A 24,360-nucleotide genomic window follows, 5' to 3' on the forward strand; every position below is an offset into this window, starting at 1 on the left:
AGGGCGCAAAGGTACGGATTTATTTCAATCCTCACAACATTCTGTGCTACAAGTCACTTCCTCGCCCTCTATCTCTAATGTAGCATGATGGATACCTGCTGCTTCAAGCGCCTCCTTTATACGATGTTTTATTTCCTCCATTTTTGCTATATCATCCACTACAACGTGTGCAGTCAAAGCCGTTTCCGTAGTACTAATGGCCCAAATATGCAGATGATGACAGCTTTCTACCCCCGGCTGTTCCACTATCAGTTGCTGAATCTGCTGAGTATCGATTCCCACCGGAACACCATCCAGCGATAATCGAAGACTGTCATGAAGTAATCCCCAAGTAGAAACAATAATAATCACAGCGATACCCAATCCGATAATCGGATCGATAATGCTCCATCCCGTATACATGATAATAATACCGGAAGCAACTACTCCGACAGAGACCAGTGCGTCAGCTGCCATATGCAGGTAGGCTCCTTTTACATTCAGATCTTTATCCTTATCCTTCATAAAAAGCCAGGCAGTAAGTGCGTTGATCACCACTCCTACTCCGGCAGTCCAGGCAATGGCGGAACCGTCAACTGAGACCGGATGAAACAGCTTGTCTATGCTTTCAGCGATAATTATCCCGACAGCAACCAATAATATGACTGCATTTAGTAAAGAAACGAGGATGGTACTTTTCTTATATCCGTAGGTATAGCGACTATTCGGGTGTACTTTCTCCAACCGGAAAGCCAACATAGCAAGAATCAAGCTTGCCACATCTCCCAAATTATGTCCGGCATCAGAGAGCAATCCCAAAGAATCGTAATAAAAACCAACTCCGAACTCGACTATAACGAAAGAGATATTCAGAACGATACCTATTATAAAGGCTTTATTAAGAGATGTTATCCGATGATTATGTTCGTGATGATGAGGTTCCATATTCTAAATAGTTTTATATTTAGAAAACAGTTATCTAAGAAATTAGTTCACACAACAAAGAAAGCCCCCAAAAATCATTTGAAAAGAATATGCTCCTCATGCTCCATCGTTTACTTTTTTAGTTACCTTTGCGCCGATTTTAAGAATCCCTTTGAACTAAACCCTAAGTACTGTGTTGAAACCATAACAGGAATTTACGTATAACTTAAAAGGGTAAGAAAGATGTCTACAGAAATATTAGTGGATACTGTAACCACAACCACAGATAGCTGCCAGATGGTAGCAACAGAAACAACACTGCAAATAACAGCAGCCACCAAGTCTGACAATCAGACTACAGCCAACGAGGCTTATACCGCTGTACCTCCACGCCGTACTTTCAATGAACAGAAACCGTTTGTTTTTTCAATCGTAGGCTTTGCCGTGGCGTACATTGCAGCACTCGTTATCGGACGGATTATCAAAATGCGAATGCCACATCATTCTTAAAAGAAGCGCTTACGACCAACCCAAAAAACAAGTCACCGAAATGATCACTCATTCCGATGACTTATCCCCTTTAAACACCTTTAAACAAAATGGAAAATATGCCTCATTACTAACTAAACTAACTAACCCTTTGAGGCATATTTTGAAGAGGCTGACGTATCAGCCTCTTTTTTATTTATAGATAGCTTTCGCTCTCTAATCTTTTTTTTTGCGGGCCTCAGCAATATAGCCAAGAGCTTCTTCGCATTTTGCAGTCACATAAGCCCAGTCTTCTGCTGCTACCTTGTCTTTCGGGAACAGTTTTGACCCCATACCTACGCAGAACACGCCTGCTTTGATCCATGCAGTCAGGTTTTCCTTGGAAGGCTCTACCCCACCTGTCACCATCAGCTTAGACCATGGCATCGGAGCCATCAAACCTTTCACAAAGTTAGTTCCATATACATCACCCGGGAACACTTTGCAAAGATCGCAACCTACTTCCTGCGCAAAACCTACTTCAGATACAGAACCACAACCCGGAGTATAAGCTACCAGACGACGGTTACATATCTTAGCGATTTCCGGATTGAACAACGGACCTACCACAAAATTAGCTCCTAACTGAAGATACATAGCAGCAGTAGCCGGATCAACGATTGAACCGATACCGATAGCCATTTCAGGACATTCTTTTGCTGCGTATTTCACGATTTCAGCAAATACTTCCTGTGCAAAGTCACCACGGTTGGTGAATTCGAAAGCACGAACACCACCGTCATAACAAGCCTTTACTACTTTCTTTGCCACTTCCGCATCTTTGTGATAGAATACAGGAACCATACCTGTAGAGCCGATTTTATTCAATACGGCTATTTTATCGAATTTTGCCATCTTAATTTCTTATTTTAAATAATTGGGTTTTCAAACTCTCAACTTATCTCTGTACGCGACCGCTTGCGTCACCACCAGCCAATGCTTCCACTTCTTCTACAGAAACAAGGTTAAAGTCACCATTGATCGTGTGTTTCAAAGCAGATGCAGCAACAGCGAATTCAAGAGCTGCGCCCTGGTTAGGTTTAGTCATCAAACCGTGGATAATACCGCCGGAGAAAGAGTCACCACCACCTACACGGTCGATAATCGGATCGATATCATAACGCTTGGAAGTATAGAATTCTTCGCCATTGTAGATCATAGCTTTCCAGCCATTGTGAGTAGCAGAGAAAGATTCGCGCAATGTAGAAACTACATATTTGAATCCGAATTCTTTCATCATCTGCTGGAAGATACCTTTGTAGCCTTCAGCATCTGTGTGGCCTGCTTCAACGTCAGCATCCGGTTTGAAGCCCAGACACAGTTCCGCATCTTCTTCGTTACCGATACATACGTCTACATACTTCATCAACGGTTTCATGATAGACTGTGCTTTTTCTTTTGTCCACAGTTTCTTACGGAAATTCAAGTCAACCGATACAGTTACGCCATGACGCTTGGCTGCTTCGCAAGCCAGACGAGTCAGTTCGGCAGCTTTGTCAGAAATAGCCGGAGTGATACCGGACCAGTGGAACCAGTCAGCACCTTCCATAATAGCATCAAAATCAAAGTCGGCAGCATCAGCTTCAGCGATAGCAGAATGAGCACGGTCATAGATAACCTTGCTGGGACGCATAGAAGCGCCTGTTTCCAGATAGTAGATACCTACGCGGTCGCCACCACGAGCAATAAAGTCTGTCTTTACACCATATTTACGCAATGCGTTTACAGCAGACTGTCCGATTTCATGTTTCGGCAATTTGGTTACGAAATAGGCTTCATGTCCGTAGTTGGCACAGCTTACTGCAACGTTCGCTTCTCCACCACCATATACTACATCAAAAGAGTCAGACTGAACAAAGCGGGTATTACCCGGAGTTGACAATCTAAGCATGATTTCGCCTAATGTAACGACTTTCTTTCCCATAATCTTATGTTTTAAATTCTAAGTTATTAATATTATGAAGTTTCAATTTATCATTTTTACCCTATTTTAGGGGTTAAACCACTGATTATATGAGTATTAATATATAAACAGAGTTACATTACACACCTTTCGTGTGCGGGCACAAAGATACAACAATTTTCGTAATTACAAAAATTGTTATATATTTGTATCGAAAATATTAAGATTATTATTGTGTGCGAGCACATAAACCTATATAAATAAGGTGATCGTATGAATAAATTGCACGAAAGAATCAGAATCAAAGACATCGCCCGTTTAGCAGACGTGTCTGTAGGAACAGTAGACCGCGTCATTCACGGACGCAGCGGAGTATCAGAAGCAAGCAAAAAACGGGTGGAAGAAATTCTGAAGCAGCTTGACTATCAACCTAACATGTATGCCAGTGCCCTGGCTTCCAACAAGAAGTACACATTCATCTGTCTTCTGCCTCAACACCTGGAAGGCGAATACTGGACAGCAGTAGAACTAGGTATCCACGAAGCTATCGCTACCTACTCGGACTTCAATACCTCAGTAAAGATCAACTATTACGATCCATACGACTATCATTCGTTTGTAGACGCCAGCGAAGCTATCCTGACTCAGCAACCGGATGGAGTGATGGTGGCCCCTACAGCTCCGCAATATACGAAAGGCTTTACCGATCAGTTGCAAACGTTGGATATACCTTATATATATATAGACTCAAATATCAAAGACGTGCCTCCCCTCGCCTTCTTCGGTCAGAACTCACGCCAAAGCGGATATTTTGCCGCCCGTATGCTGATGCTGCTTGCCAGAGACGAAAAGGAGATCGTTATTTTCCGTAAGATACATGAAGGAATTGTCGGCTCTAACCAGCAAGAGAACAGGGAAATCGGATTCAGGCAGTACATGGAGGAACATCATCCGTCTTGTACTATACTGGAGCTTGACTTGCATGCCGAGCGCAATGATGAAGATAACGAAATGCTGGATGAATTCTTCCGTTCTCACCCGAACGTAAAGAATGGAATCACTTTCAATTCAAAAGTCTACATTGTCGGCGAATACCTGCAAAGTCGCGGAAAGAAAGATTTCAATCTGATAGGCTATGACCTTCTGGAACGGAATGTCACTTGCCTGAAAGAAGGAAGCGTTTCCTTCCTCATCGCCCAGCAACCAGAACTGCAAGGCCTCAACGGCATCAAAGCGCTCTGCGATCACCTCATTTTCAAGAAAGACGTGACTTGCATCAACTATATGCCGATTGACTTGTTGACTGTAGAGACAATAGACTATTACCATAGCAAATAACAACAAAATCCAACTAAACAAGTACATGGAAACAAAGTATTTAAGAATTAATCCTGCCGACAACGTTGCCGTTGCCATTGTTAACCTCCCGGCAGGAGAGCATCTATCCGTAGATGGAATAGAGATCACACTAAACGAAGACATTCCCGCCGGACATAAGTTTGCATTAAAAGATTTTGCAGAAGGCGAGAACGTAATCAAGTACGGATACCCTATCGGTCATGCCCGTATGGCAAAGAAACAGGGAGACTGGATGAATGAAACGAATATCAAGACGAACCTTGCCGGACTGTTGGAGTACACCTACCATCCGACTCAGGTTACTCTGGACATCCCTCATAAAGACCTTACTTTTAAAGGCTACCGCCGTAAGAATGGTGATGTCGGCGTAAGAAATGAAATCTGGATTATCCCGACTGTAGGTTGCGTTAATGGTATCATCGGACAACTGGCCGAAGGTCTTCGCCGTGAAACGGAAGGAAAAGGGGTAGATGCCATCGTGGCTTTCCCACACAACTACGGTTGCTCACAGCTCGGCGACGATCACGAAAACACGAAAAAGATTCTTCGCGATATGGTACTTCACCCGAATGCAGGCGCAGTGCTGGTAGTAGGCTTGGGATGCGAAAACAACCAGCCGGACGTATTCCGTGAATTCTTAGGAGACTATGACCAGGACCGTGTGAGATTCATGGTAACCCAGAAAGTAGGTGACGAATACGAAGAAGGAATGGATATTCTGCGTGACTTATATGCCAAAGCATCCAAAGATGAACGTACGGAAGTACCTTTGTCAGAACTTCGCGTCGGACTGAAATGTGGTGGTTCCGACGGTTTCTCAGGTATCACTGCCAATCCGTTGCTGGGTATGTTCTCAGACTTCCTGATTGCACAAGGCGGTACAAGCGTGCTGACTGAAGTTCCGGAAATGTTTGGTGCGGAAACAATTCTGATGAACCGTTGCGAGAACAAAGACCTGTTCGAGCAGACCGTACACTTGATCAATGACTTCAAAGAATATTTCCTGTCCCATGGCGAGCCTGTGGGTGAAAATCCATCTCCGGGAAATAAGGCCGGTGGTATCTCTACTCTGGAAGAAAAAGCACTGGGATGTACACAGAAATGTGGCAAAAGCTATGTATCCGGTGTGATGCCTTACGGAGAACGTCTGCAAAAGAAAGGACTGAACCTGCTTTCCGCCCCGGGCAATGACCTGGTAGCCGCTACTACCCTTGCCGCAAGCGGATGCCATATGGTACTCTTTACCACCGGACGTGGTACTCCTTTCGGCACTTTCGTTCCGACGATGAAGATTTCCACCAATTCTACTTTGGCTAAAAACAAACCGGGGTGGATTGATTTCAATGCCGGAGTCATCGTTGAGAACGAACCGATGGAAAAGACTTGCGAACGCTTTATCGAGTATGTGGTTAAAGTAGCAAGCGGTGAGTTCGTTAATAACGAGAAGAAAGGTTATCGCGAAATTGCCATCTTTAAAACAGGAGTTACGTTATAAGCGTTTCACCATCAAAGAAAATATTACAGTTATGGGGAGGGTGTATCAAAACACCCTCTTTTTTATATCACTCGTTAAACATGCCAATAGCCCCATCCGCAGAAATCATTTCAGCCGTTATTTTCAACCTGCGGCAACGACTGTTGTTATAGAACCTCACCTGAGCATTCCCTGCTTCATCCGGCATCACTTCCGGGTTCCAGTATAACGTGCGGCGATAGTCCTCTTCTTTGGGAAGAACAGAATAATCGGGATGATAAAACTCTACAGGTTCGCTATAGCCATCCAACCAGGTTTTTCTGACTCCCCTGCCTCCTTTTACGGGAATCTCTCCTTCCGGATAGGTTTCAATAAAAACAGCACAGCTATATATTTCATCCACATCCATCGGAGACATACGGATGTCAGCATAACGACACCTTGCCGATAATTCCTCGTTGATATAAATAGACTTGATAGCCACCAGGCGAAGTGTCCGGTATCGGGTCTGATCTATTTCAGTAGCCTCCGTTCGTTTATAGTTTACCACATACAAGGGAGAGCGACCTTTGTACTGCAACCATTCCTCACCACCACTATACCTGCGTATGAAATTGGGATTCATACGGACAAGCAGCTCGTGGATATCTTCACCGATATAACCTCCCTTATCCAAAATATCATCCATCTCCGAAGGTACATCGTAGTAAGCAACCGATTTCGAACGATTTTCATAAATATCCTTCTCACGACTCCATTTCTTAGCCTTCACCACTACTTCACCCAAACGGTGATTTTTCTCTCTCATACCCCGTTTTGACAGAGAATCTTCATAAGCATCCATAAAACGATTATAATCGATATCATCACCAATCACAGTATCTGTCTGCAGTTCCTGTTCTGCTCCCGGTTTATCTCTGCCGGACAGGCTTATCTGCATTTCTCCCAGCGGATATTGTGTAGGTTGAGGACTGAAGACTCTGTCTAATACAATCCGGTGGTCTTTCCGCTTACCTTTCTCCATCACAGAAAGAATCAGATTCCACTTGCCAATAATATCGGTAATAAAAGCAAAACGCCCCACACTGTCTGTTTCGAACAGGTTAAGAGAAAGCGCCCCCGGCGAAGTTTCCTCATCTCCCCGCTTCGCCAGAAAAGAAGAGACTTGTATATTTGGTTTAGGCTTACCTCTAACAAATGAAACGACTTGTCCATGCACTTCAATCCCTTGTTCGGGCATGTACTTCAATTCAAACGGTTCCACCCCCGACTCGTATTTCCATGCATAACGCCGCCATCCCTGCACCAACAACAAATGATCCAAAGCTGTTCTGTGCTCTTTATCATCCGCTTCGAAATAATAGAGCGGACGATGAACGTAGCCTTTAATCTCAGACATTAACAATAAGTCCGCTAACATAGAATGCCGGCTTTCCACTTCTTCCCATCCGTCACGCACAGATACCGACATCGGAGCGGATACAGGCTTACCCGCCGTGTCACGTACTGAAAAGTCCAATAAGACACGATCAAACGGCTGATAATCCTCTTTGTTTTTCCGGACACTGATTGTCAATGGCTCCGGTTTTCTCATAAAGATAAGGCGGTCGGCAATAATCTGTCCTGCCGTATCAAACAATACGATCTGTACCACCCCCGCCTTCCATTCCGTCTTGTCAAGTTTGAAAGAGACAGGCGTATTTTTCCGGATGTTCAACAGGCAATAATTAAGCAGTTTCCCATGACCAAGCACAGCTAAACCTAAGACAGACTCCGGTGTATGCGGATTCTTTTGTACACTGACTGCTATACTGTCTTCCGAAGAAAGATTGTCAACCTGCAAGACATATCCCTGCAACCGGGCTTCCGGCAAATCAAAACGGTACTTTTTGCCATTCAACTCCACCTCAGCCTTATGATTCTCTCCGTTCGTAGGAATATACACAAAGGTGCCACGTCCTTCGTGTACAGTGGCAAAGGAGGCGATTTCTTTCTTTTCCCGGTTGATAACCGTTCCGGACAGTGCGATCGGATTTCCATAGGCATCCGTTGCCTCAAAAGCAACGCGGGAAGGAATGCCTTCGACCAAATTTCCTCCTTCAGGAAAAAACTTCAGATTGACTTTTTTCTCCTTAGCCGTTTTTTTCCGTACCTGCGGATATTTATAAACAGCATATTTCTGTATGTTCTTCTCTTTAAAATCACCAGCCACCCGAGGCTTATCGAATACCGGAAGAACCCGGGAGAAAATAACCTCCTCTCCAAAGTTCAACATATATTTCGTGTAGGCACGAACCTCATAAAAACCGGAATAAAAAGGTAGTTGTGTTAATTCGAAACTACCGTGGCAACGGCCGTTCCTAACAGGCAATACACGTTTCGCTATGACTTCCCCACCCGGATTCAGCAATTCGACATAAAGGGTTTTACTCAAATCCGACGGGCGGTTCAGTTCGGATGTCACAACATAACACTGAAACCAAACAGGATCTCCCTGATAATAACTGGTATTGTCGAAATGTAAATAGACTTTTTCCTGTGGCAGCATTTCTCCGAAATTCTGCACTGCTTCAATATAGCCCGATAATTTACGAACGATACTGTCCGGCATCTGGGCTTGCAAAGAAAATGGCAGTGCCGACAAGAGGAATAGTAAGACGAGGGTAGCCCTGTTCATCATAATTCATCTATTTCAAATTTGTGTTTAAGATTAGATCTGTCCTACTCCGGAGAGAATCTGTTCTCCAGTGATTACCAGCCAAATATAGGAAAAAGAATTGAAAAATTGAGATGATTTACTCTTTTTTATATGCTATACCATATCATCTCCCGTCTTGGCAAATGTAACACGAATCGTCTTATGAAACGGAATGAAACGCGAGATAACAGCTATTATGACCGATATCACCAACAGATAACCTAATATTTCTTTCAGTGCAAGCAACAGACTCTGCTCCTGCAAAGTTCCATAAAGAGAATGGATAGCTATCTGTACCGCTTCATCATATCTGTGTCCTTGTGCAAGCGCATTATTCAGAGACTGAGTATAACGGGACGCAGCCAGCGGGTCGGCAGTCGTGATAGTCTCCGACAAAGAATATATATATTTCTGTTGCAGACGATACAGCATATTGCTGTAAAAAGAAGTAGCCATGATAGGTGCCAGTACCGAACGGAAGATTATCAGAAAGAAAGCATTCGACAACAAAAACTTCGGGTTCAAATCTTCTACGGCAAACAGGGCAAAGGCTATAATCAAAGTCAACATACCCAATCCGCGGAAAAAGATGGGCAGATATAACATTTCATACGTACTGTTCGGCGCAATACCAAAATATAGAATACCAAAGAAAATAACAAAACAACTCATTCCGCCCGCTATCAGAAACCGGAAACGCCAACGTTGCCAGCGAAACCACCAGAAACAGATAAAAGCTCCGATTACATACCCCGGAAGCAAAAAGATATAAAGAGAATAGGTATGCGTGCTGTCTACTTTCAGGATGATGCTCAGGTAATTGGTCAATAATGTGGTGGATGTACTGAAAAACATAACAAGCATCATATAGAAATATCCGACGATTGCTTTAGGCTGAAACAGAGGGGCAAGACTTACATAGGGATTCTTCGAATGGTGCTGAATCCAGATAAATAATGCGATCAGTATAGGAGAAATTACAATATAAGCACAAAGTTTGGTAGAAGCCATCCAATCCAGAACTTTCCCATAATTGATGACGTAAATCAGCATCAGCAACCCTACCGAAATGATAAACATCTCCCGAATATGCAAATCGGATAACGGTACCGATTTAATCGGGCGGTTATGCCGGAAGCAGATGATAACAAACAGAATAGAAACCAGAATCAAAAGCATCATGAAGTAATACATATACTTCCAGTTATAATGATATGCCAATTGCGCAGTGACCAGCATGGAGGCCTGTCCGCCCCCGTACACCAATGGATAAAAATAAGAATAGAACTCGCTGCGGATATTCTTCGCACTGAAAATCTTCTGTGCATAACGAATAAACCATAACATCAGAAAACCTTTCAGAAAGCCGATAGCAAAACTGCAGGCTATCAGAATATCGGCATTCTGCGAACGGGCGCAAATCCAACTCAAAAAGAACTGCAGGAGCAAGTCTATCAGCAAGAGAAACTTGACCGAAACGGCTGCCAGCACTTTAGGAATAATAGGATAAGCAATGGCCATACCTGCCGAAGCCGCATAATATCCCATCGTTATATCTTCCGAATTGGTTCCAAGCGTATTCGATACTTCGAGCATGCTTCCGGTATACGAACCATTCAGCATGGTAACCGGAAGAATAACAATGAAAATGCAACAGAAACCCAGCCAATCGGGCACCCAGGAACGAACGGGTACTCCCAACTCTTTCATTGTTATCATTTGCGCAAAGCTTCTGTTTCAACCATCATACCCGCTCTTAATTGTGCCATTTCTTCTGAAGAGATATTCTCCAGCTCTATCCGTACCGGGATACGCTGTTGTACTTTTACAAAGTTTCCCGCGGAATTGTCTGTGGGAACCAGAGAATATTTCGACCCGGTTGCCTCCGAGATAGCAGTGACTTCCCCATTAAAAATCTTCCCGGGCAACGCATCTACTTTAACGCGTACCTGCTGACCAATATAGATATTGGCAATCTGTGTTTCCTTATAATTAGCAGTAATCCATTTATCCTTGTTGCGTACCAGATAAGAGATGGTTTGCCCCGTCTGGACATACTGTCCGGGTTCTAAGGTACGCCTGCCCATATATCCATCGTATGGAGCAGTGAGTACCGTATAAGACAAGTTCAATTTAGCCAGATCCAAATCCGCTTCTTTACGTAAGATACCGGCTTGAACTCCGGTTGTCTTTTTACTCGTTTCCGCATATTGCGACAAAGCAGCCTGTTTTTGCGCGACTAATGCCTGATAGCGTGCCTCAGCTGCTTCATACGCGGCTTTGGTCTGCTCGTACTGTTGTTCCGGCACCGATTCTTCTTTCAGCAGACGTTCAAAGCGGTGAAAGTCCTGTTCCAGTTGCCAGAGCTTCGCCTTCGCTTCGGCTATATTGGCATCCTGCACGGCTATATTAGTATGGGAAGTTTCGATGCCCGAGTGAAGAACATCCTGCAAACCGTGCGCATCCAGCAGAGCTGCTTCGGCTTCCTTCACTTTAATTTGATATTCACGGTTATCGAGTACTAACAAGGTATCTCCCTGACGCACATATTGATGTTCCTTGAAACGGATATCCTTGATATATCCCGAAGCACGTATATTTAAAGGAGCAACATATTGGTCTACAAAAGCATCATTGGTCACTTCATAGCTAATGTAACGCCAAAAATAAGTAATAGTCCACCAGAGCCCGGAGACAGCCAAACATACACACACCATATTCAAGATGATGTTGCGAACTCTCATTCTTTTAAGTTTCCGTTTTTTTTCCTTTAATGTTGCCATAACCTTAATATATTATAGACGACCACAAGCCTTCTGAAGTTGATAATAAGTATAAATCACACGAGTGCGGGCAGTGACCAGCTGCAACTCCACATTCAAACGGACAGAGTTGGCATCCAGCAAGTCAGTCAGAATAGCCAACTGATTCAGATAACGGTTCTGCATAATACGGTAGTTCTCCTGCGCCTGCCGGACAGACAACTGCAAGGCTTCTACCCGTTGCAAAGCTTCCTGATGCCGCAGAAAAGCAGTGCGCACATCCATGCGGATTCTCTGCATCTTCTGCTCTTCATCATTCTTACGCAAAGACACCACCAGTTTGCTTTCCTTTATTTTATGACTGTTTTTGTAGATTGAGGATAAAGGATAAGAAACCAATAGTCCTACATTCCAGTTATTGTTGTACATATCCGCCAATGTACGCGAAACAGGGCGTGCCAGTGTATTTGAGGCATACAGTGATATGCTGGGAAGAGACAACGAGTGAGCCAACCGGATCTCGTTCCGGGCAAGTTCCGTTTGTTTTCTGAGCAATTTCATTGCCGGATCATTTGTGTAAGCAAGGGTGATATAGTCATCATACGCTTCCAGAGCAACTGCCTGATGCAGTAGGGTCGTATCCGGTTTCAGTAACAGGTTCTCATTCTGTCCCAATAAAATATCCAGCTGCTGCGACACGAGTACGATGCTATTTTCCGTTTCCTGCAAAAACAAACGATCGTTCGTCAACTGCATCTCGCTGCGCAATACATCATTATTCGTTATCAGCCCTTCCTTTTTCATCCGGCGAATATCCCGCAGGCGTAATTCGGATTCCTCAATGTTCCGCATCAATATCTCATGCTGCTTGAAAAGGCTGAACAGATTCATGTATTGGTTCAGCAAACCAAGTTTGATTTCTGCCTGGTCTGTCAATGTCTGCAACTCGGCAACTTGTTTTTCCATGTCTGCCTTACGGATAGTCCTCCGAATCTTACCACCTTGATACAGTGGTTGGGAAAAGTCGATGGCGTAATTCTGCGACCAGTCCGGAATATCCGGATATGTCGGACCGGACAATCCCCGTTCCCAAACGAGCGGCTGTCCCACAAAACCTCCTTTCAATCCCACTTGCAGATAAGGCAGTGATGACGTGCGTGCCGTCCGTGTCCGTTCTTGTGCCATGGCTTCTTTCAGCGCATCCGCCTGAAGCTGCAAACTATGCTGCACCCCACGTTCGAAAAGCTGGTCTACGGAAAGAAATAAAGAATCCGTCTGCGCCTTTGCCGACTGACCGACGAAGATCAGGCAGAGCGGCCCTAGCAGATATACCCTATACGTTTTCAAGAACATCGTATACTCCCTTTAATTCCGATAACATGACTTTAATGCTTTCTATGCCAATCACCTGTTCCGCGTGTACATAAACCTGATCCAGTATGGGACGAATCTGTTCCTTAAACTCCTCTCCTTCCGGAGTCAGATAAACCAGCTTGTTGCGGCGGTCTGCCGGATCTTCCTTCCGGTAGACATACCCTTTCTTCTCCAGATTGTTCATCAGATTGGTCAGACATGCTTTGTCTTTTGCGATACGTTCAGCCAATATTTGCTGGCTAATGCCTTGTTCATGCCATAAACAGCTCAGTACCTGAAGCATTTCGAATGTGATACCTGCGTTGTTCTTTCTCAGTGTCCGCTGCATCGACCTACGGAAAGCCATGCGGGTGCGGAAAACCTGTAGCATGAGTTCTCTAAACTCTGCTCCTTCTCTTATCATAAAAGTGCTTTTTACCTTTTTCGGGCGCAAAGGTATGTATTTCTACCGAATTAGTCAAACGTTTGACTAATTTCATGTAAAACGACTCTATAAATTGTTCCATTCACCCACACTAATCTCTAATTTTCAAAATAAATGAGCAGAATCTTTGTTCATCTGAAATCTTTTATTTTACTTTGCATCACAAAGTACTTTTATATGAATAAAGATAAAGCATTAGAATCAGTAAATGAGATAAAAGAGTTGATGGAAAAGTCCTCCAAGTTTATCTCGATCAGTGGATTAGCGGCTATCATGGCCGGAGTTTACGCACTAGCGGGTACATACATCGCCACATGCCTTGTTACCCCGGACACAACATTAATCACAGCCTTGAAGTTGATGATTATAGTGGCCATCCTTGTATTGGCAGCTGCCGCCGTCACTGCCGGCATACTGTCTTACAACAAATCCAAAAAGCTGCGACAAAAGTTTTTCAGCAAGCTGACCTATCGGGCATTATGGAATTTTTCACTTCCGATGCTGACCGGAGGCGCTTTATGTATTTCTCTGCTGCTGCATGGATATTATGACATTTTATCCTCGGTCATGCTTTTATTCTATGGACTGACTTTGGTCAATGTTTCTAAATTTACCTATGCCAATATAGCTTGGTTGGGATACGCTTTTATCTGTCTGGGAGTCATAGATAGTTTTTGGGAAGGCCACGCCTTACTGTTTTGGACGATAGGTTTCGGTGGATTTCATATCCTCTATGGAATACTGTTCTATTTACATTACGAAAGAAAGCAGTCATAAATGATAGAAGCATTTCAAAATATAAATAAGGCATTCGAGAGCAAGGTCCGGCTAGGGATTATGGCTGTTCTGATGGTCAATGAGGAAGCTGATTTCAATTTTCTGAAAGAACAACTCTCACTGACGGACGGCAACCTTGCCAGCCATACCCGTGCGCTGGAAGAACTCGGCTACATCGAATGCAGCAAAGGCTTTGTAGGACGAAAACCACGAACAGTTTTCCGGGCCACAAAACAAGGCAGAGAAGCCTTCAAATCTCATATAGAAGCCCTGGAGAATTTTCTAAAGTCAACATAATAATTCACTAAACACTATTATCTTATGGACGGTTTCAATGAAAAAACAACTGAGCAAGTGCAGGAACAACAACCGCTGGGATGCCTCCGCCACTTCTCTAAAACAATCAAGGTTATCATTATCGGAGGATTAATCATTCTTCTGATGATACCGATGTTCATGATCGAAGATCTTATTTCCGAGCGGGGACGTACGCAGGAAGAAGCTATTAATGAAGTAAGCGAGAAATGGAGTCTTGCACAAACCATTACCGGTCCCTATCTGAATATCCAGTATCCGGTAACGACAGAGAACAACGGGGAAAAGAAGGTATCAATCAAGGACCTTTTCTTGTTTCCGGACGAACTTCTGGTCAATGGACAATTGAAAACCGAAATACTCAAAAGAAGTATTTATGAAGTGAACGTGTATCAGTCGGAACTGACTTTGAAAGGTTCATTCAGTCCCGAAGAGCTGATAAAAAGCAGGGTGGATATGGAACAACTACAATTTGACAGAGCTGCCATCTGCCTGAACCTGACGGATATGCGGGGCATCAGCGAGCAGATCAGTATCACGCTGGGAGATTCTGTTTACGTCTTTGAACCGGGAATGGACAACAGAGGGATAGGCGCTACGGGAGTACATGCCATTACCGACTTATCCGATCTGAAGAAGAACAAGAAACTGCCTTATGAGATTAAAATCAAGCTGAAAGGTTCGCAGTCCATCAACTTTATCCCACTGGGTAAAACGACCCGTGTCGATTTGAAAGCCAACTGGAATACTCCAAGCTTTACAGGAAACTATTTGCCCAACAACCGTGAGATTACAGAAAAAGAATTCTCGGCACAATGGCAGGTACTGAATCTGAACCGCAACTATTCGCAGGTCCTGGTGAATTACAACAATACCAATATCAAGGATATTGAGAACTCCAGTTTCGGCGTTAACTTCAAGATACCGGTAGAGCAGTATCAGCAGTCCATGCGTTCAGCCAAATATGCTATTCTGATTATCCTACTGACATTCGGTGTCATTTTCTTCACTGAAATCATGAATAAAACCCGTATTCATGCGTTACAGTATTTGCTGGTAGGTTTAGCACTCTGCCTGTTCTATAGTCTGCTGCTCTCCTTCTCCGAACATATCGGCTTTAATCCTGCTTATTTGTTATCTGCGGCACTGACTATTATATTAGTTGGCGGATATATGTTGGGAATCACCAAAAAGAAGAAACCGTCATTGATCATGTCCGGACTATTAAGTGTACTCTACCTTTATATCTTCGTTTTGATTCAACTGGAAACCTTCGCGTTATTAGCAGGCAGTTTGGGACTATTTATCATTTTGGCAATGGTAATGTATTTCTCCAAGAAGATAGACTGGTTTAATGAGTAAAATTAATTATGGTGTAGTAATTACCATGATTGAAAATAGTGTCACTATCCGCTCGTTATAGTGACACTATCACAGAGACATAGTGACACTATCGTGACGGGATAGTGTCACTATATTTAAGCCATTAATACAACCATTCTATCAACAATCGACACAAGACGTCACCACCAATAATTCCTATAAGTGCGACTATCCATAACTTCCATTGTTTCAAGTTACAAGACACTTTTAAAGCATTGAACATCCAAGTCAAAGCAAGTATCAGAAACGGCAACCCCAACAGTGTAAGAATCATTGCCAGGATAAAATAAGGCTGTGCCAGCATTTCTTCGGGAGACATATTCATGTTCATTTGCGACATCATCCGCATGGCCGGCAACAGGCTGATCAGATTCATTCCAAGCAACGGCAGCTGAGCAAACAAAACAGTACCCAGTACATCTATCACACGAATACGGGAATGAGACAGAAAAAGACCTCCCAAATAAAAGAGCAGTGCAGGAATCAGCCACACAATCAGATGCTCCGCCAGATAACACCACCAAGCCGGATTGGGTGCCGGTCCGAAATGAAGCAAACCATGATAATGATACCTCGATATCCAACATAATAAGGTAGATGCTATTAAGCCTAGAAAGCCCCATATCAACGCTTGACCACCTGCAATCCGAATAAACGGATTCGCAATTAATTTTACTTTGTTTTTCATCACATATCCATTTTAGTTAGTTTATCTATTATATCGTCCAACATATTCCGAACTGTAGGGTAGCTGACTCCTATGTTCTTTGCCATATCTTTCAAACTGCCGCTCGACTTTACAAAATCAAGAACAAATTGCTGCTCTTTCTCCGACAAGCGCGCCAATAAAGGCAATTCAAAATTGCCACAAACTTCCGTATTGCATTCTTCACAAAACAACCGTCCTACTTTCAATGGAGCATCACAGGATGGACATTGCAATGGTAACCGTTTCTTTACTTCATTCATATCATCTTCATTTATGATGCAAAAGTAGAAATAAGTTCGAATAAAACAAACTATTATATCAATAATATTAATATAGAATTTAATTTTATTTATTATCGCTTTAATTATAATCAAATTTATATTCATTCAAAGAAGAACTTTCCATTATTATTCACCATATCTCTGTTTTTTTCTATCTTTGCTTTGATTAAAAAGATAAAACGATGGAAATACTATATATAAAAGGAGATGCCACAGCACCGACTGGTTCAGGTGTCAAAGTGATTACTCATATTTGCAACGATATCGGAGGATGGGGAAAAGGGTTTGTACTGGCACTTTCTAAAAAATGGAAAATGCCGGAAGAAGCCTATCGCCAGTGGTACAAATCACAGGAAGAATTTACTTTGGGAGCTGTACAGTTTGTAAATGTTGAAAATGAGTTATATGTCGCCAATATGATAGAACAACATGGCATTTATAAAGACAGTAAAGGACTCCCTCCCATCCGTTATGACGCTGTTCGGCAATGTTTGAAGGAGGTAGCCCTGTTTGCAATTGACCACAAGGCAAGTGTACATATGCCCCGTATTGGCTGTGGACTGGCAGGTGGCAAGTGGGAACTTGTGGAGCAAATCATTAAAGAAGAACTCATCACCAAAGAAATAGCTGTAACCGTATATGATTTATAAATAAAATCAGAGCTATTCGGTGAATAATCCGCTTTTCTTATGAAACACTTGACAAACGGCTTTTAATGTTGTATCTTTGAGGAAAGAAAACTAAAAAAGAATGAGTTTTATTAGAAAAATAGATACATAGCATACACGTAAACTGATATATCTTTATATCAGAGCAACCATAACATGGGGCAATAGTCAGATGATTATTGCCCCATGTTGTTTATATTTCCGCTTAATTTATTTTATATTTTCTTCCAAAACTCAAAAAATAGTTTTTAATAAACTCGGATACCGTTTCTAATAAACGTGCAAAAAATTTATTAGAAACGGTATCCGAGTTTATTAATAACGGGAATAATAAATGTAAGAATAATAGACCTTTCTTTTCAGATGAAGAAACCATCAATATTACGGGTTCTTCTATTGATAATATAAACATACAGTTCTATTATTTCATCCACACAATCGGATAACCTAAATCTCTTTTGATAGCTTCCATACTCTTTCACCAACCGGTCTATATCCATCTCCATCACAAAGCAAATACTAAAATGTCTTTTTCAGATATACCATATCCACCAGTTGCTTGCCGTCTTCGTACATAGGATGGTCGTAATTGTCGGTAAAGAAATTCTTTAGCCGATGGGAAATGGTGAAGCCACAATGTTCGTAGAAAGAAAGCGTAGAAGGTGCATCGCCTGTACCGACCAGCATTTCAGAGCATTTCCCCCGATAATGTTCAAATAAAAATTGAATCAAGCGTTTTCCATATCCCTGCCGCTGGAAAAAAGAGATCGTAGCTATGTTCTTGATTTCATAAATTCCTTCCCCTTCACGGGTTACGACACAGCACGCTTTCAGTCCGTTATCATACAGGACGAACATATCGCCGCGTTCCAGATAGCGGTCGATCATACTCTCCTGTTCATCAGCCAAAAGCAATAGTTCCAGGAACTCTTTTTTATCCGAAATTACTTTTTTTATCTCCATATTTTAAAACTTTGAACCTTTCATCAGTATCTTGCAAAGGTATAAAAATTCACCTGATAAACAATTTTCCGAAAGTATATCTTGAAAAACCGGCTCAGCAATCTCGCGCTATCAATACAAACGCTGAACTTTAAGGGCATATTCTTGTTAACTTCTCACTATCGTGACTGATAGTTCTGTGACAGAATTCCGAACAGGTTACATCTCACAGATGAATAACCAATAATAAACCTATAACTAAAAATCGAAATTATGTGTACGAGAGTCGTTTATTCAGGAAGCAATGGTATGGTAGCAACCGGTCGTTCTATGGACTGGAAAACAGATATGCACAGCAACCTTTGGGTGTTTCCCAGAGGGATGAAACGGAACGGAGAAACCGGAGAGAACTCGCTGGAATGGACCTCCAGATACGGTAGCGTAGTGACTTCCGCTTTCGAGATCGCCAGTACGGACGGTATGAATGAGAAAGGGCTGGTCGCCAATCTGCTTTGGTTGCCCGAAACCGAATACCCCGTAAGAGATAAGAATAAACCGGGACTTGCCATTACAGCCTGGGTGCAATATATGCTGGACAATTTTGCCACCGTAGAAGAAGCCGTAGCATACATTAACGAAGATACCTTTCAGGTCGTTTCGGATATGATGCCGGACGGTTCCCGTTTGGCTACTTTACATTTATCTATTTCGGATGCTACAGGTGACTGTGCCATTTTTGAATATATCGGTGGGAAACTCACGGTATATCACAGTAAGGAATACAAGATTATGACCAACTCCCCTACTTACAACAAGCAGCTGGCACTGAGCGAATACTGGAAATCAATAGGAGGACTGAGCTTTCTGCCCGGTACGAATCGCGCTGCCGACCGCTTTGCCAGAGCCAGCTTCTACATCAACGCATTGCCCGCGACCGATGATGAAAGAATAGCTGTTGCCAGTGTATTCAGTGTTGTACGCAATGCTTCTGTTCCTTACGGGATATCCACTCCCGAAAGTCCCGAGATTTCCACTACGCAATGGAGAACCGTTTCGGAGAGCAAGAACCTGAGATACTTTTTCGAATCAAGTCTGACTCCGAATACCTTTTGGGTAAATCTGCAGGATTTCGATTTATCGGAAGGGGCTCCGGTGTTCAAACTTTCTATTGCCAATGGGGAGATGTATCATGGAAATACAGCCAAGAATTTTAAAACAGCGCCGCCTTTCAAATTTATGGGCGTAAAGGGATAAAATAAAATGATGGCGGTTAAACCGGCTCTTTATTTCATTCTAAAGAAGAATCAAGAAGGCAGCAAATCGCCCATTCTGTTTAATTTCGCTATATCAGCTATATCAGAGAAGTATTTTCTCCAAGTCTTCGGGAACATATACGGTTCCCGAAAACTCCTGAGCAGTTTCTTCCGTATAATTCTTTTTGCGGGTATCCAGCGTCTTATCTTCCGTATGATATAACAAGATATTCTTTACCGCTAATTGTTGGGCCAGCCTGCCTGCATCCAGTGCGGTGCTATGATGTTTTTCGTAAGGTTTAAAACGCTCACGGTCTTTGTACAGACAAAAAGCCTCGCATAGCAACCAATCAGCTCCTTCCACATAAGTACGATTCTGATCATTATACGGTTCGTCTCCAAGACAAACCAAGGATTGTCCATCGGGTAACGAAGCACGGAAACCATACTGTTTTTCTTTGGTTGAGGCAATATCGAAACACTGCAGGTATAAATCTCCAAGCCGGAGGCTGTCGCCATTCTTGACTTCATGAAATTCGATATGCTTATTTATGGCAGTAATGATCGAAGCCGGCAGCGTCATACGGCATATCTGATCCAGCACCAACAAGACTTTGTCATGACTATACACATGAAACTTACCGGTGTAATGTCCGTTTGCAGCTCGTTGCGCAATGATACGTACCATCCAGACAGCTCCCAATATATGATCGGTATGAGCATGAGTTACAAACATTTCATGTATATTATCAATTGGCAGATTCACTTTCTCCAGTTGGTTTAAGATTCCATTACCCCCACCAGCATCCACCAATAGTATTGTTTCTTTTGTCTTGAGGATGAAACAAGTATTATAACATCTCGTCGTGGTTGCATTGCCCGTTCCGAGCATAATCAATTCCGTCTTAGTCACTTCCATTCTATTTTTATTTTATATCATTCCCTATCAATCGGAGAGTGCAAAGATACAAAAAAAGAAATTTCCGAGATACTTATTCACGTACCACACCGCTGACTTCCATTTCAAGAAAGTAATCATTCTCCAATTTAAAGGTGTACTAAAGGACCAAACAATCATCCAAATCAATAGAAAAATAATACAATGCATTTGTTTTCTCTTATTATTATCGTTTACTTTGTTGGCAAAATTTAATCAACGAGCCATGAAAAACCTACTATTAGCAGCCATGCTTTTCTGCACAAACATAGCCATTGCACAAGGTACTATAGAAGATTACCGTCGTGCTTACTCAACAGGAGAAAAATTCAGCGCAAACAAAGTATTCTATTCCAATGTCAATCCGGAGTGGATTGGTGAAACGCATTATTTCTGGTATGTACGAAATACTCCCGAAGGACGTATCTATGTATTAGTGGATGCCGACACTCAAAACAGAAAAGACTTGTTTGACCACAAACTCGTGGCAGCAGCTTTAAGTGAGGCATCGGGACGCAAAATAGAAGCCACTTCCCTTTATCTGGATCGTCTGTCTGTCAACAACGGACTGGATACGCTACGTTTCGTTTTCAACAATCATCGCTGGGTGTATGTCATCGACAAAAATCAGCTGACAGATGAAGGTGCTCTGCCCACTCCACGCAAACAACGCCACTGGATGGAAACAGATGATGAAAAGACGGCTGCTCCCGTCTCCTCTCCTGACAAGAAATATACAGCATTCATTAAGAATCATAATATATATGTAAAAGAAACAGCTACCGGAAAAGAAAAACAGCTAAGTCTGGACGGTACCTTGGGAAATTATTACTCAGCCTATATCCGCTGGTCTCCAGACAGCAAAAAAGTTGCTTCCTGCAAAATTCGTCCCATAGAAAAACGCTATGTATATTATGTGGAATCCTCCCCAAGCGATCAACTTCAACCCAAACTCCATAAACAAGAGTATGCCAAACCGGGCGATGAGCTTCCGTTCAAGATACCCTGCATATACGATGTGGAAACAGGACACAGTGTGATTCCATCGACAGATTTATTCTCTCAACAATATTACATTACGGCCCCCGAATGGAACAGCGACAGTCAAGCCATCACTTTCGAATACAATCAGCGCGGACATCAGGTCTACCGGGTATTGGAATTTTCTGCCGCAACAGGAAAGGTACGCCCGTTAATAGAAGAGACAAGCGACAAATACGTTAATTATTCCCGTCGTTTCCGACATGATTTACAAGATGGAAAACGAATGATATGGATGAGTGAACGCGACAACTGGAACCACCTGTATATGTATGACCGTACTACAGCCCAGCCTATTCGTCAGATAACCAAAGGCGAATGGTACGTACGTGATATCCTCCGGGTAGATGAAACCAACCAACTGATTTATTTCTCGGCAAATGGCGTACAAGCTAAAGAAGATCCCTACCTGATCCGTTATTATCGTATCGGCTTCGACGGTAAGAATCTCACTTGTCTCACTCCGGCAGAAGGAATACATAATGCATGGTTCTCAAAAGATATGCAATATCTGGTTGATGTATATTCTATGGTAGACAAAGCTCCTGTAGCCGTACTCCGGGATGCCAAAAACGGAAAAGTCATCATGCCACTTGAAACGGCTGATATCAGTCGTCTGGAAGCTGAAGGTTGGAAAGCCCCCGAAGTATTCACCGCCAAAGGTCGTGACGGAAAAACGGATATGTGGGGAATCATCATTCGTCCCAGCAACTTTGATCCTGACAAAAAATATCCCGTTTTGGAATATATCTATCAAGGACCGGGCAATCAATACGTACCCAAAACCTTTATTCCTTATAACTACTTTATGAGTGGTATTGCCGAACTCGGTTTTATTGTTGTCATGGTAGATGGTATGGGAACTTCTTTCCGTTCACGTGCTTTCGAAAACGTATGTTACAAGAATCTGAAAGATGCCGGATTGCCCGATCATATTGCCTGGATAAAATCCGCTGCCCAAAAGTACCCTTATATGGACATAGATCGTGTCGGAATTTATGGTTGTTCCGCAGGTGGACAGGAATCAATGACAGCAGTACTGTTTCATCCCGAATTTTATAAAGCAGCATATTCTGCCTGTGGCTGCCACGACAATCGTATGGATAAGATATGGTGGAATGAACAATGGCTGGGTTATCCGGTTGGTGAACAATATAAAGAAGGATCGAATGTTGAGAATGCTCACTTGCTCAGTCGCCCGTTAATGCTGGTAGTAGGTGAAATGGATGATAACGTAGATCCGGCTTCTACCATGCAGGTAGCAAATGCGCTGATCAAAGCCAATAAAGATTTTGAGTTAGTAGTTATTCCCGGTGCTCATCATACCATGGGAGAAAGTTTCGGTGAACATAAACGCTATGACTTCTTCGTGCGCAATCTATTAAATACAACTCCGCCGAAATGGAATGAAATAAAATAGTGAATACTTTATTAGAACAGTATCCACTACTTTATTCATAATCAGGTCAGTTACTTTTTCTATGCTCCAGAATCGTATCCATATTTTCCAAAGCCCAGCCCACTAATCCTTCAATATGCGGAATCAAAGTTCCTCCTGTATCTGTCAGATAATACTCTACACGGGGAGGTACTTCCGCATATATTTTCCGTTCAATCAAACCGTCAGATTCGAGCGTACGAAGAGTAACAGTCAGCATCCGCTGTGAAATATCCTCTATCGTTTTATGAATATCGCTAAAACGCATCGTACCGTTCGCATTCAAAGTAATCAGTACCAGCATCGACCATTTGTCTCCCAAGCGGCTTATGACATCTCTTACGGGGCAATTCCCTGTCGGGTGAAAGTTTTTCATCTTTTTAACGTTTTGTATTATACTGAGTTTCAACAATAGTTACTTCCATGTAACTACCTTATTCTGAGGTACGTTCTTGTATTTCTCAATTAAGGTAGATACATTTGCATCACAAAAGTAATAAACTTACTAAAAATAACTATTGTTTCATTTAAATAATTATGATTATGGCAAAGAAAGTAGCAGTTTTAGCAGTGAATCCGGTAAATGGTTGTGGTTTATTCCAATACTTGGAAGCCTTTTTCGAAAATGGCATTTCCTATAAAGTATTTGCCGTATCAGATACGAAAGAGATCAAAACCAATTCAGGAATGGTCCTAATAGTAGATGATGTGATTGCTAATCTAAAAGGGCATGAAGACGAATTTGATGCACTTGTATTCTCCTGTGGAGATGCAGTACCTGTATTCCAGCAGTATGCAAACCAGCCATACAATGTGGACTTGATGGAAGTCATCAAGACTTTCGGAGAAAAAGGAAAGATGATGATCGGGCACTGTGCCGGTGCAATGATGTTTGACTTTACAGGTATAACAAAAGGTAAAAAAGTCGCTGTCCACCCGCTGGCCAAACCTGCCATTCAAAACGGAATTGCCACGGATGAAAAATCTGAGATAGATGGTAACTTCTTTACTGCACAAGATGAGAATACGATCTGGACAATGCTACCGAAAGTCATAGAAGCATTGAAATAGTCCCGATAGTATATCAAGGATATAAATCTACACATAAAAAGTATTATTCATACAATTGAACAGTGAAATCATCCATTCCTTTAAAACCAACGGCCCGTTCCTCGGTGTGCGACGGGTCCT

23 protein-coding genes are annotated in these 24,360 nt (G+C 42.6%); 10 read left to right on the forward strand and 13 right to left on the reverse strand.

All coding sequences use genetic code 11. From position 1 onward, the window contains the following. Nucleotides 1–24 precede the first annotated feature (24 nt). Nucleotides 25–924: a cation diffusion facilitator family transporter gene (locus ACHLI0_RS04250; RefSeq protein WP_151209545.1), complete on the reverse strand. Its 900-nt coding sequence runs from the start codon at nucleotides 922–924 to the stop codon at nucleotides 25–27. A 222-nt stretch (nucleotides 925–1,146) separates the two neighbouring features. On the opposite strand from ACHLI0_RS04250, the gene ACHLI0_RS04255 reads away from it, so the two are divergent. Then, nucleotides 1,147–1,413 (forward strand): hypothetical protein, encoded by a 267-nt coding sequence (locus ACHLI0_RS04255; RefSeq protein ID WP_490748522.1) that lies wholly within the window; start codon nucleotides 1,147–1,149, stop codon nucleotides 1,411–1,413. A gap of 195 nt (nucleotides 1,414–1,608) precedes the next feature. Here ACHLI0_RS04255 and ACHLI0_RS04260 read toward each other — a convergent pair whose 3' ends face one another. Both ACHLI0_RS04260 and ACHLI0_RS04265 read right to left on the reverse strand, forming a co-directional pair. Beyond that, nucleotides 1,609–2,286 carry a bifunctional 4-hydroxy-2-oxoglutarate aldolase/2-dehydro-3-deoxy-phosphogluconate aldolase gene (locus tag ACHLI0_RS04260; protein ID WP_490748523.1) on the reverse strand — a complete coding sequence of 226 codons (678 nt, stop codon included), beginning with the start codon at nucleotides 2,284–2,286 and terminating at the stop codon, nucleotides 1,609–1,611. 43 nt (nucleotides 2,287–2,329) lie between these two features. Further along, complete coding sequence (locus ACHLI0_RS04265; protein WP_008763049.1) at nucleotides 2,330–3,355, reverse strand: sugar kinase; 1,026 nt, start codon at nucleotides 3,353–3,355, stop codon at nucleotides 2,330–2,332. 252 nt (nucleotides 3,356–3,607) lie between these two features. Here ACHLI0_RS04265 and ACHLI0_RS04270 point away from each other — a divergent pair, with 252 nt between their 5' ends. Both ACHLI0_RS04270 and ACHLI0_RS04275 read left to right on the forward strand, forming a co-directional pair. After that, entirely contained in the window at nucleotides 3,608–4,672 is a 1,065-nt protein-coding gene (locus tag ACHLI0_RS04270; protein WP_490748524.1) for a LacI family DNA-binding transcriptional regulator, read from the forward strand. Between the two features lie 25 nt (nucleotides 4,673–4,697). Next, a complete protein-coding gene (locus ACHLI0_RS04275; RefSeq protein ID WP_490748525.1) occupies nucleotides 4,698–6,188 on the forward strand; it encodes a UxaA family hydrolase in 1,491 nt (496 codons plus the stop codon). A gap of 67 nt (nucleotides 6,189–6,255) precedes the next feature. Here the strand turns inward: ACHLI0_RS04275 and ACHLI0_RS04280 are convergent, their stop codons facing one another. The 5 genes from ACHLI0_RS04280 to ACHLI0_RS04300 all read right to left on the reverse strand — a co-directional run bounded on the left by ACHLI0_RS04280 (nucleotide 6,256) and on the right by ACHLI0_RS04300 (nucleotide 13,401). Next, a complete protein-coding gene (locus ACHLI0_RS04280; protein ID WP_490748526.1) occupies nucleotides 6,256–8,847 on the reverse strand; it encodes a hypothetical protein in 2,592 nt (863 codons plus the stop codon). A gap of 132 nt (nucleotides 8,848–8,979) precedes the next feature. Further along, complete coding sequence (locus tag ACHLI0_RS04285; protein WP_055218427.1) at nucleotides 8,980–10,584, reverse strand: MFS transporter; 1,605 nt, start codon at nucleotides 10,582–10,584, stop codon at nucleotides 8,980–8,982. Beyond that, nucleotides 10,581–11,648 carry an HlyD family secretion protein gene (locus ACHLI0_RS04290; protein WP_413554910.1) on the reverse strand — a complete coding sequence of 356 codons (1,068 nt, stop codon included), beginning with the start codon at nucleotides 11,646–11,648 and terminating at the stop codon, nucleotides 10,581–10,583. The genes ACHLI0_RS04285 and ACHLI0_RS04290 overlap by 4 nt, the downstream gene beginning before the upstream one ends. 12 nt (nucleotides 11,649–11,660) lie before the next feature. Further along, on the reverse strand, nucleotides 11,661–12,980 hold the full coding sequence (locus ACHLI0_RS04295) for a TolC family protein (protein WP_490748527.1): 1,320 nt from the start codon (nucleotides 12,978–12,980) through the stop codon (nucleotides 11,661–11,663). After that, nucleotides 12,961–13,401, reverse strand: a complete 441-nt coding sequence (locus ACHLI0_RS04300; protein WP_072066319.1) for a MarR family winged helix-turn-helix transcriptional regulator — start codon at nucleotides 13,399–13,401, stop codon at nucleotides 12,961–12,963. Before ACHLI0_RS04300 ends, ACHLI0_RS04295 begins: the two co-directional genes overlap by 20 nt. Nucleotides 13,402–13,602: 201 nt before the next feature. Here ACHLI0_RS04300 and ACHLI0_RS04305 point away from each other — a divergent pair, with 201 nt between their 5' ends. From ACHLI0_RS04305 to creD, 3 genes are read left to right on the forward strand one after another with little or no spacing between them, the layout of a single operon-like run. Beyond that, nucleotides 13,603–14,202: a hypothetical protein gene (locus ACHLI0_RS04305; protein WP_165360459.1), complete on the forward strand. Its 600-nt coding sequence runs from the start codon at nucleotides 13,603–13,605 to the stop codon at nucleotides 14,200–14,202. After that, a complete protein-coding gene (locus ACHLI0_RS04310) occupies nucleotides 14,203–14,499 on the forward strand; it encodes a winged helix-turn-helix domain-containing protein (RefSeq protein WP_008763041.1) in 297 nt (98 codons plus the stop codon). It abuts the gene before it with no gap. Nucleotides 14,500–14,523: 24 nt separating this feature from the next. Next, a complete protein-coding gene (gene creD, locus ACHLI0_RS04315) occupies nucleotides 14,524–15,879 on the forward strand; it encodes a cell envelope integrity protein CreD (RefSeq protein ID WP_490748528.1) in 1,356 nt (451 codons plus the stop codon). A gap of 124 nt (nucleotides 15,880–16,003) precedes the next feature. Here creD and ACHLI0_RS04320 read toward each other — a convergent pair whose 3' ends face one another. Next, nucleotides 16,004–16,588: a hypothetical protein gene (locus ACHLI0_RS04320; RefSeq protein WP_490748529.1), complete on the reverse strand. Its 585-nt coding sequence runs from the start codon at nucleotides 16,586–16,588 to the stop codon at nucleotides 16,004–16,006. Then, the gene (locus tag ACHLI0_RS04325) at nucleotides 16,588–16,869 is read right to left on the reverse strand and encodes a DUF2089 family protein (protein WP_008763038.1); all 282 of its coding nucleotides are present in this window, start codon (nucleotides 16,867–16,869) and stop codon (nucleotides 16,588–16,590) included. The genes ACHLI0_RS04320 and ACHLI0_RS04325 overlap by 1 nt, the downstream gene beginning before the upstream one ends. Nucleotides 16,870–17,072: 203 nt before the next feature. Between ACHLI0_RS04325 and ACHLI0_RS04330 the strand changes: the two genes are divergently transcribed. Next, on the forward strand, nucleotides 17,073–17,540 hold the full coding sequence (locus tag ACHLI0_RS04330) for a macro domain-containing protein (protein WP_490748530.1): 468 nt from the start codon (nucleotides 17,073–17,075) through the stop codon (nucleotides 17,538–17,540). A 537-nt stretch (nucleotides 17,541–18,077) separates the two neighbouring features. Here ACHLI0_RS04330 and ACHLI0_RS04335 read toward each other — a convergent pair. Continuing rightward, nucleotides 18,078–18,521 (reverse strand): GNAT family N-acetyltransferase, encoded by a 444-nt coding sequence (locus ACHLI0_RS04335; RefSeq protein ID WP_055218440.1) that lies wholly within the window; start codon nucleotides 18,519–18,521, stop codon nucleotides 18,078–18,080. Between the two features lie 252 nt (nucleotides 18,522–18,773). On the opposite strand from ACHLI0_RS04335, the gene ACHLI0_RS04340 reads away from it, so the two are divergent. Next, the gene (locus ACHLI0_RS04340; protein ID WP_490748531.1) at nucleotides 18,774–19,754 is read left to right on the forward strand and encodes a linear amide C-N hydrolase; all 981 of its coding nucleotides are present in this window, start codon (nucleotides 18,774–18,776) and stop codon (nucleotides 19,752–19,754) included. Nucleotides 19,755–19,856: 102 nt separating this feature from the next. On the opposite strand, the gene ACHLI0_RS04345 is transcribed toward ACHLI0_RS04340, so the two are convergent. Then, the gene (locus tag ACHLI0_RS04345; protein ID WP_490748532.1) at nucleotides 19,857–20,672 is read right to left on the reverse strand and encodes an MBL fold metallo-hydrolase; all 816 of its coding nucleotides are present in this window, start codon (nucleotides 20,670–20,672) and stop codon (nucleotides 19,857–19,859) included. A gap of 244 nt (nucleotides 20,673–20,916) precedes the next feature. Between ACHLI0_RS04345 and ACHLI0_RS04350 the strand changes: the two genes are divergently transcribed. Then, entirely contained in the window at nucleotides 20,917–23,151 is a 2,235-nt protein-coding gene (locus ACHLI0_RS04350; RefSeq protein WP_490748533.1) for a S9 family peptidase, read from the forward strand. 46 nt (nucleotides 23,152–23,197) lie between these two features. Here ACHLI0_RS04350 and ACHLI0_RS04355 read toward each other — a convergent pair whose 3' ends face one another. Then, nucleotides 23,198–23,545: a winged helix-turn-helix transcriptional regulator gene (locus ACHLI0_RS04355; RefSeq protein WP_008763033.1), complete on the reverse strand. Its 348-nt coding sequence runs from the start codon at nucleotides 23,543–23,545 to the stop codon at nucleotides 23,198–23,200. Nucleotides 23,546–23,712: 167 nt separating this feature from the next. Between ACHLI0_RS04355 and ACHLI0_RS04360 the strand changes: the two genes are divergently transcribed. Next, the gene (locus tag ACHLI0_RS04360; RefSeq protein WP_008765001.1) at nucleotides 23,713–24,240 is read left to right on the forward strand and encodes a DJ-1/PfpI family protein; all 528 of its coding nucleotides are present in this window, start codon (nucleotides 23,713–23,715) and stop codon (nucleotides 24,238–24,240) included. Nucleotides 24,241–24,360: the final 120 nt, after the last annotated feature.

The organism is Bacteroides sp. RCH18, assembly GCF_058231005.1.

Bases quoted from the DNA above. Each gene is read 5' to 3' on its own strand.
- ACHLI0_RS04250 (WP_151209545.1), bottom strand. From the start codon at position 924: ATGGAACCTCATCATCACGAACATAATCATCGGATAACATCTCTTAAT.
- ACHLI0_RS04255 (WP_490748522.1), top strand. From the start codon at position 1,147: ATGTCTACAGAAATATTAGTGGATACTGTAACCACAACCACAGATAGC.
- ACHLI0_RS04260 (WP_490748523.1), bottom strand. From the start codon at position 2,286: ATGGCAAAATTCGATAAAATAGCCGTATTGAATAAAATCGGCTCTACA.
- ACHLI0_RS04265 (WP_008763049.1), bottom strand. From the start codon at position 3,355: ATGGGAAAGAAAGTCGTTACATTAGGCGAAATCATGCTTAGATTGTCA.
- ACHLI0_RS04270 (WP_490748524.1), top strand. From the start codon at position 3,608: ATGAATAAATTGCACGAAAGAATCAGAATCAAAGACATCGCCCGTTTA.
- ACHLI0_RS04275 (WP_490748525.1), top strand. From the start codon at position 4,698: ATGGAAACAAAGTATTTAAGAATTAATCCTGCCGACAACGTTGCCGTT.
- ACHLI0_RS04280 (WP_490748526.1), bottom strand. From the start codon at position 8,847: ATGATGAACAGGGCTACCCTCGTCTTACTATTCCTCTTGTCGGCACTG.
- ACHLI0_RS04285 (WP_055218427.1), bottom strand. From the start codon at position 10,584: ATGATAACAATGAAAGAGTTGGGAGTACCCGTTCGTTCCTGGGTGCCC.
- ACHLI0_RS04290 (WP_413554910.1), bottom strand. From the start codon at position 11,648: ATGGCAACATTAAAGGAAAAAAAACGGAAACTTAAAAGAATGAGAGTT.
- ACHLI0_RS04295 (WP_490748527.1), bottom strand. From the start codon at position 12,980: ATGTTCTTGAAAACGTATAGGGTATATCTGCTAGGGCCGCTCTGCCTG.
- ACHLI0_RS04305 (WP_165360459.1), top strand. From the start codon at position 13,603: ATGAATAAAGATAAAGCATTAGAATCAGTAAATGAGATAAAAGAGTTG.
- ACHLI0_RS04310 (WP_008763041.1), top strand. From the start codon at position 14,203: ATGATAGAAGCATTTCAAAATATAAATAAGGCATTCGAGAGCAAGGTC.
- creD (WP_490748528.1), top strand. From the start codon at position 14,524: ATGGACGGTTTCAATGAAAAAACAACTGAGCAAGTGCAGGAACAACAA.
- ACHLI0_RS04320 (WP_490748529.1), bottom strand. From the start codon at position 16,588: ATGAAAAACAAAGTAAAATTAATTGCGAATCCGTTTATTCGGATTGCA.
- ACHLI0_RS04325 (WP_008763038.1), bottom strand. From the start codon at position 16,869: ATGAATGAAGTAAAGAAACGGTTACCATTGCAATGTCCATCCTGTGAT.
- ACHLI0_RS04330 (WP_490748530.1), top strand. From the start codon at position 17,073: ATGGAAATACTATATATAAAAGGAGATGCCACAGCACCGACTGGTTCA.
- ACHLI0_RS04335 (WP_055218440.1), bottom strand. From the start codon at position 18,521: ATGGAGATAAAAAAAGTAATTTCGGATAAAAAAGAGTTCCTGGAACTA.
- ACHLI0_RS04340 (WP_490748531.1), top strand. From the start codon at position 18,774: ATGTGTACGAGAGTCGTTTATTCAGGAAGCAATGGTATGGTAGCAACC.
- ACHLI0_RS04345 (WP_490748532.1), bottom strand. From the start codon at position 20,672: ATGGAAGTGACTAAGACGGAATTGATTATGCTCGGAACGGGCAATGCA.
- ACHLI0_RS04350 (WP_490748533.1), top strand. From the start codon at position 20,917: ATGAAAAACCTACTATTAGCAGCCATGCTTTTCTGCACAAACATAGCC.
- ACHLI0_RS04355 (WP_008763033.1), bottom strand. From the start codon at position 23,545: ATGAAAAACTTTCACCCGACAGGGAATTGCCCCGTAAGAGATGTCATA.
- ACHLI0_RS04360 (WP_008765001.1), top strand. From the start codon at position 23,713: ATGGCAAAGAAAGTAGCAGTTTTAGCAGTGAATCCGGTAAATGGTTGT.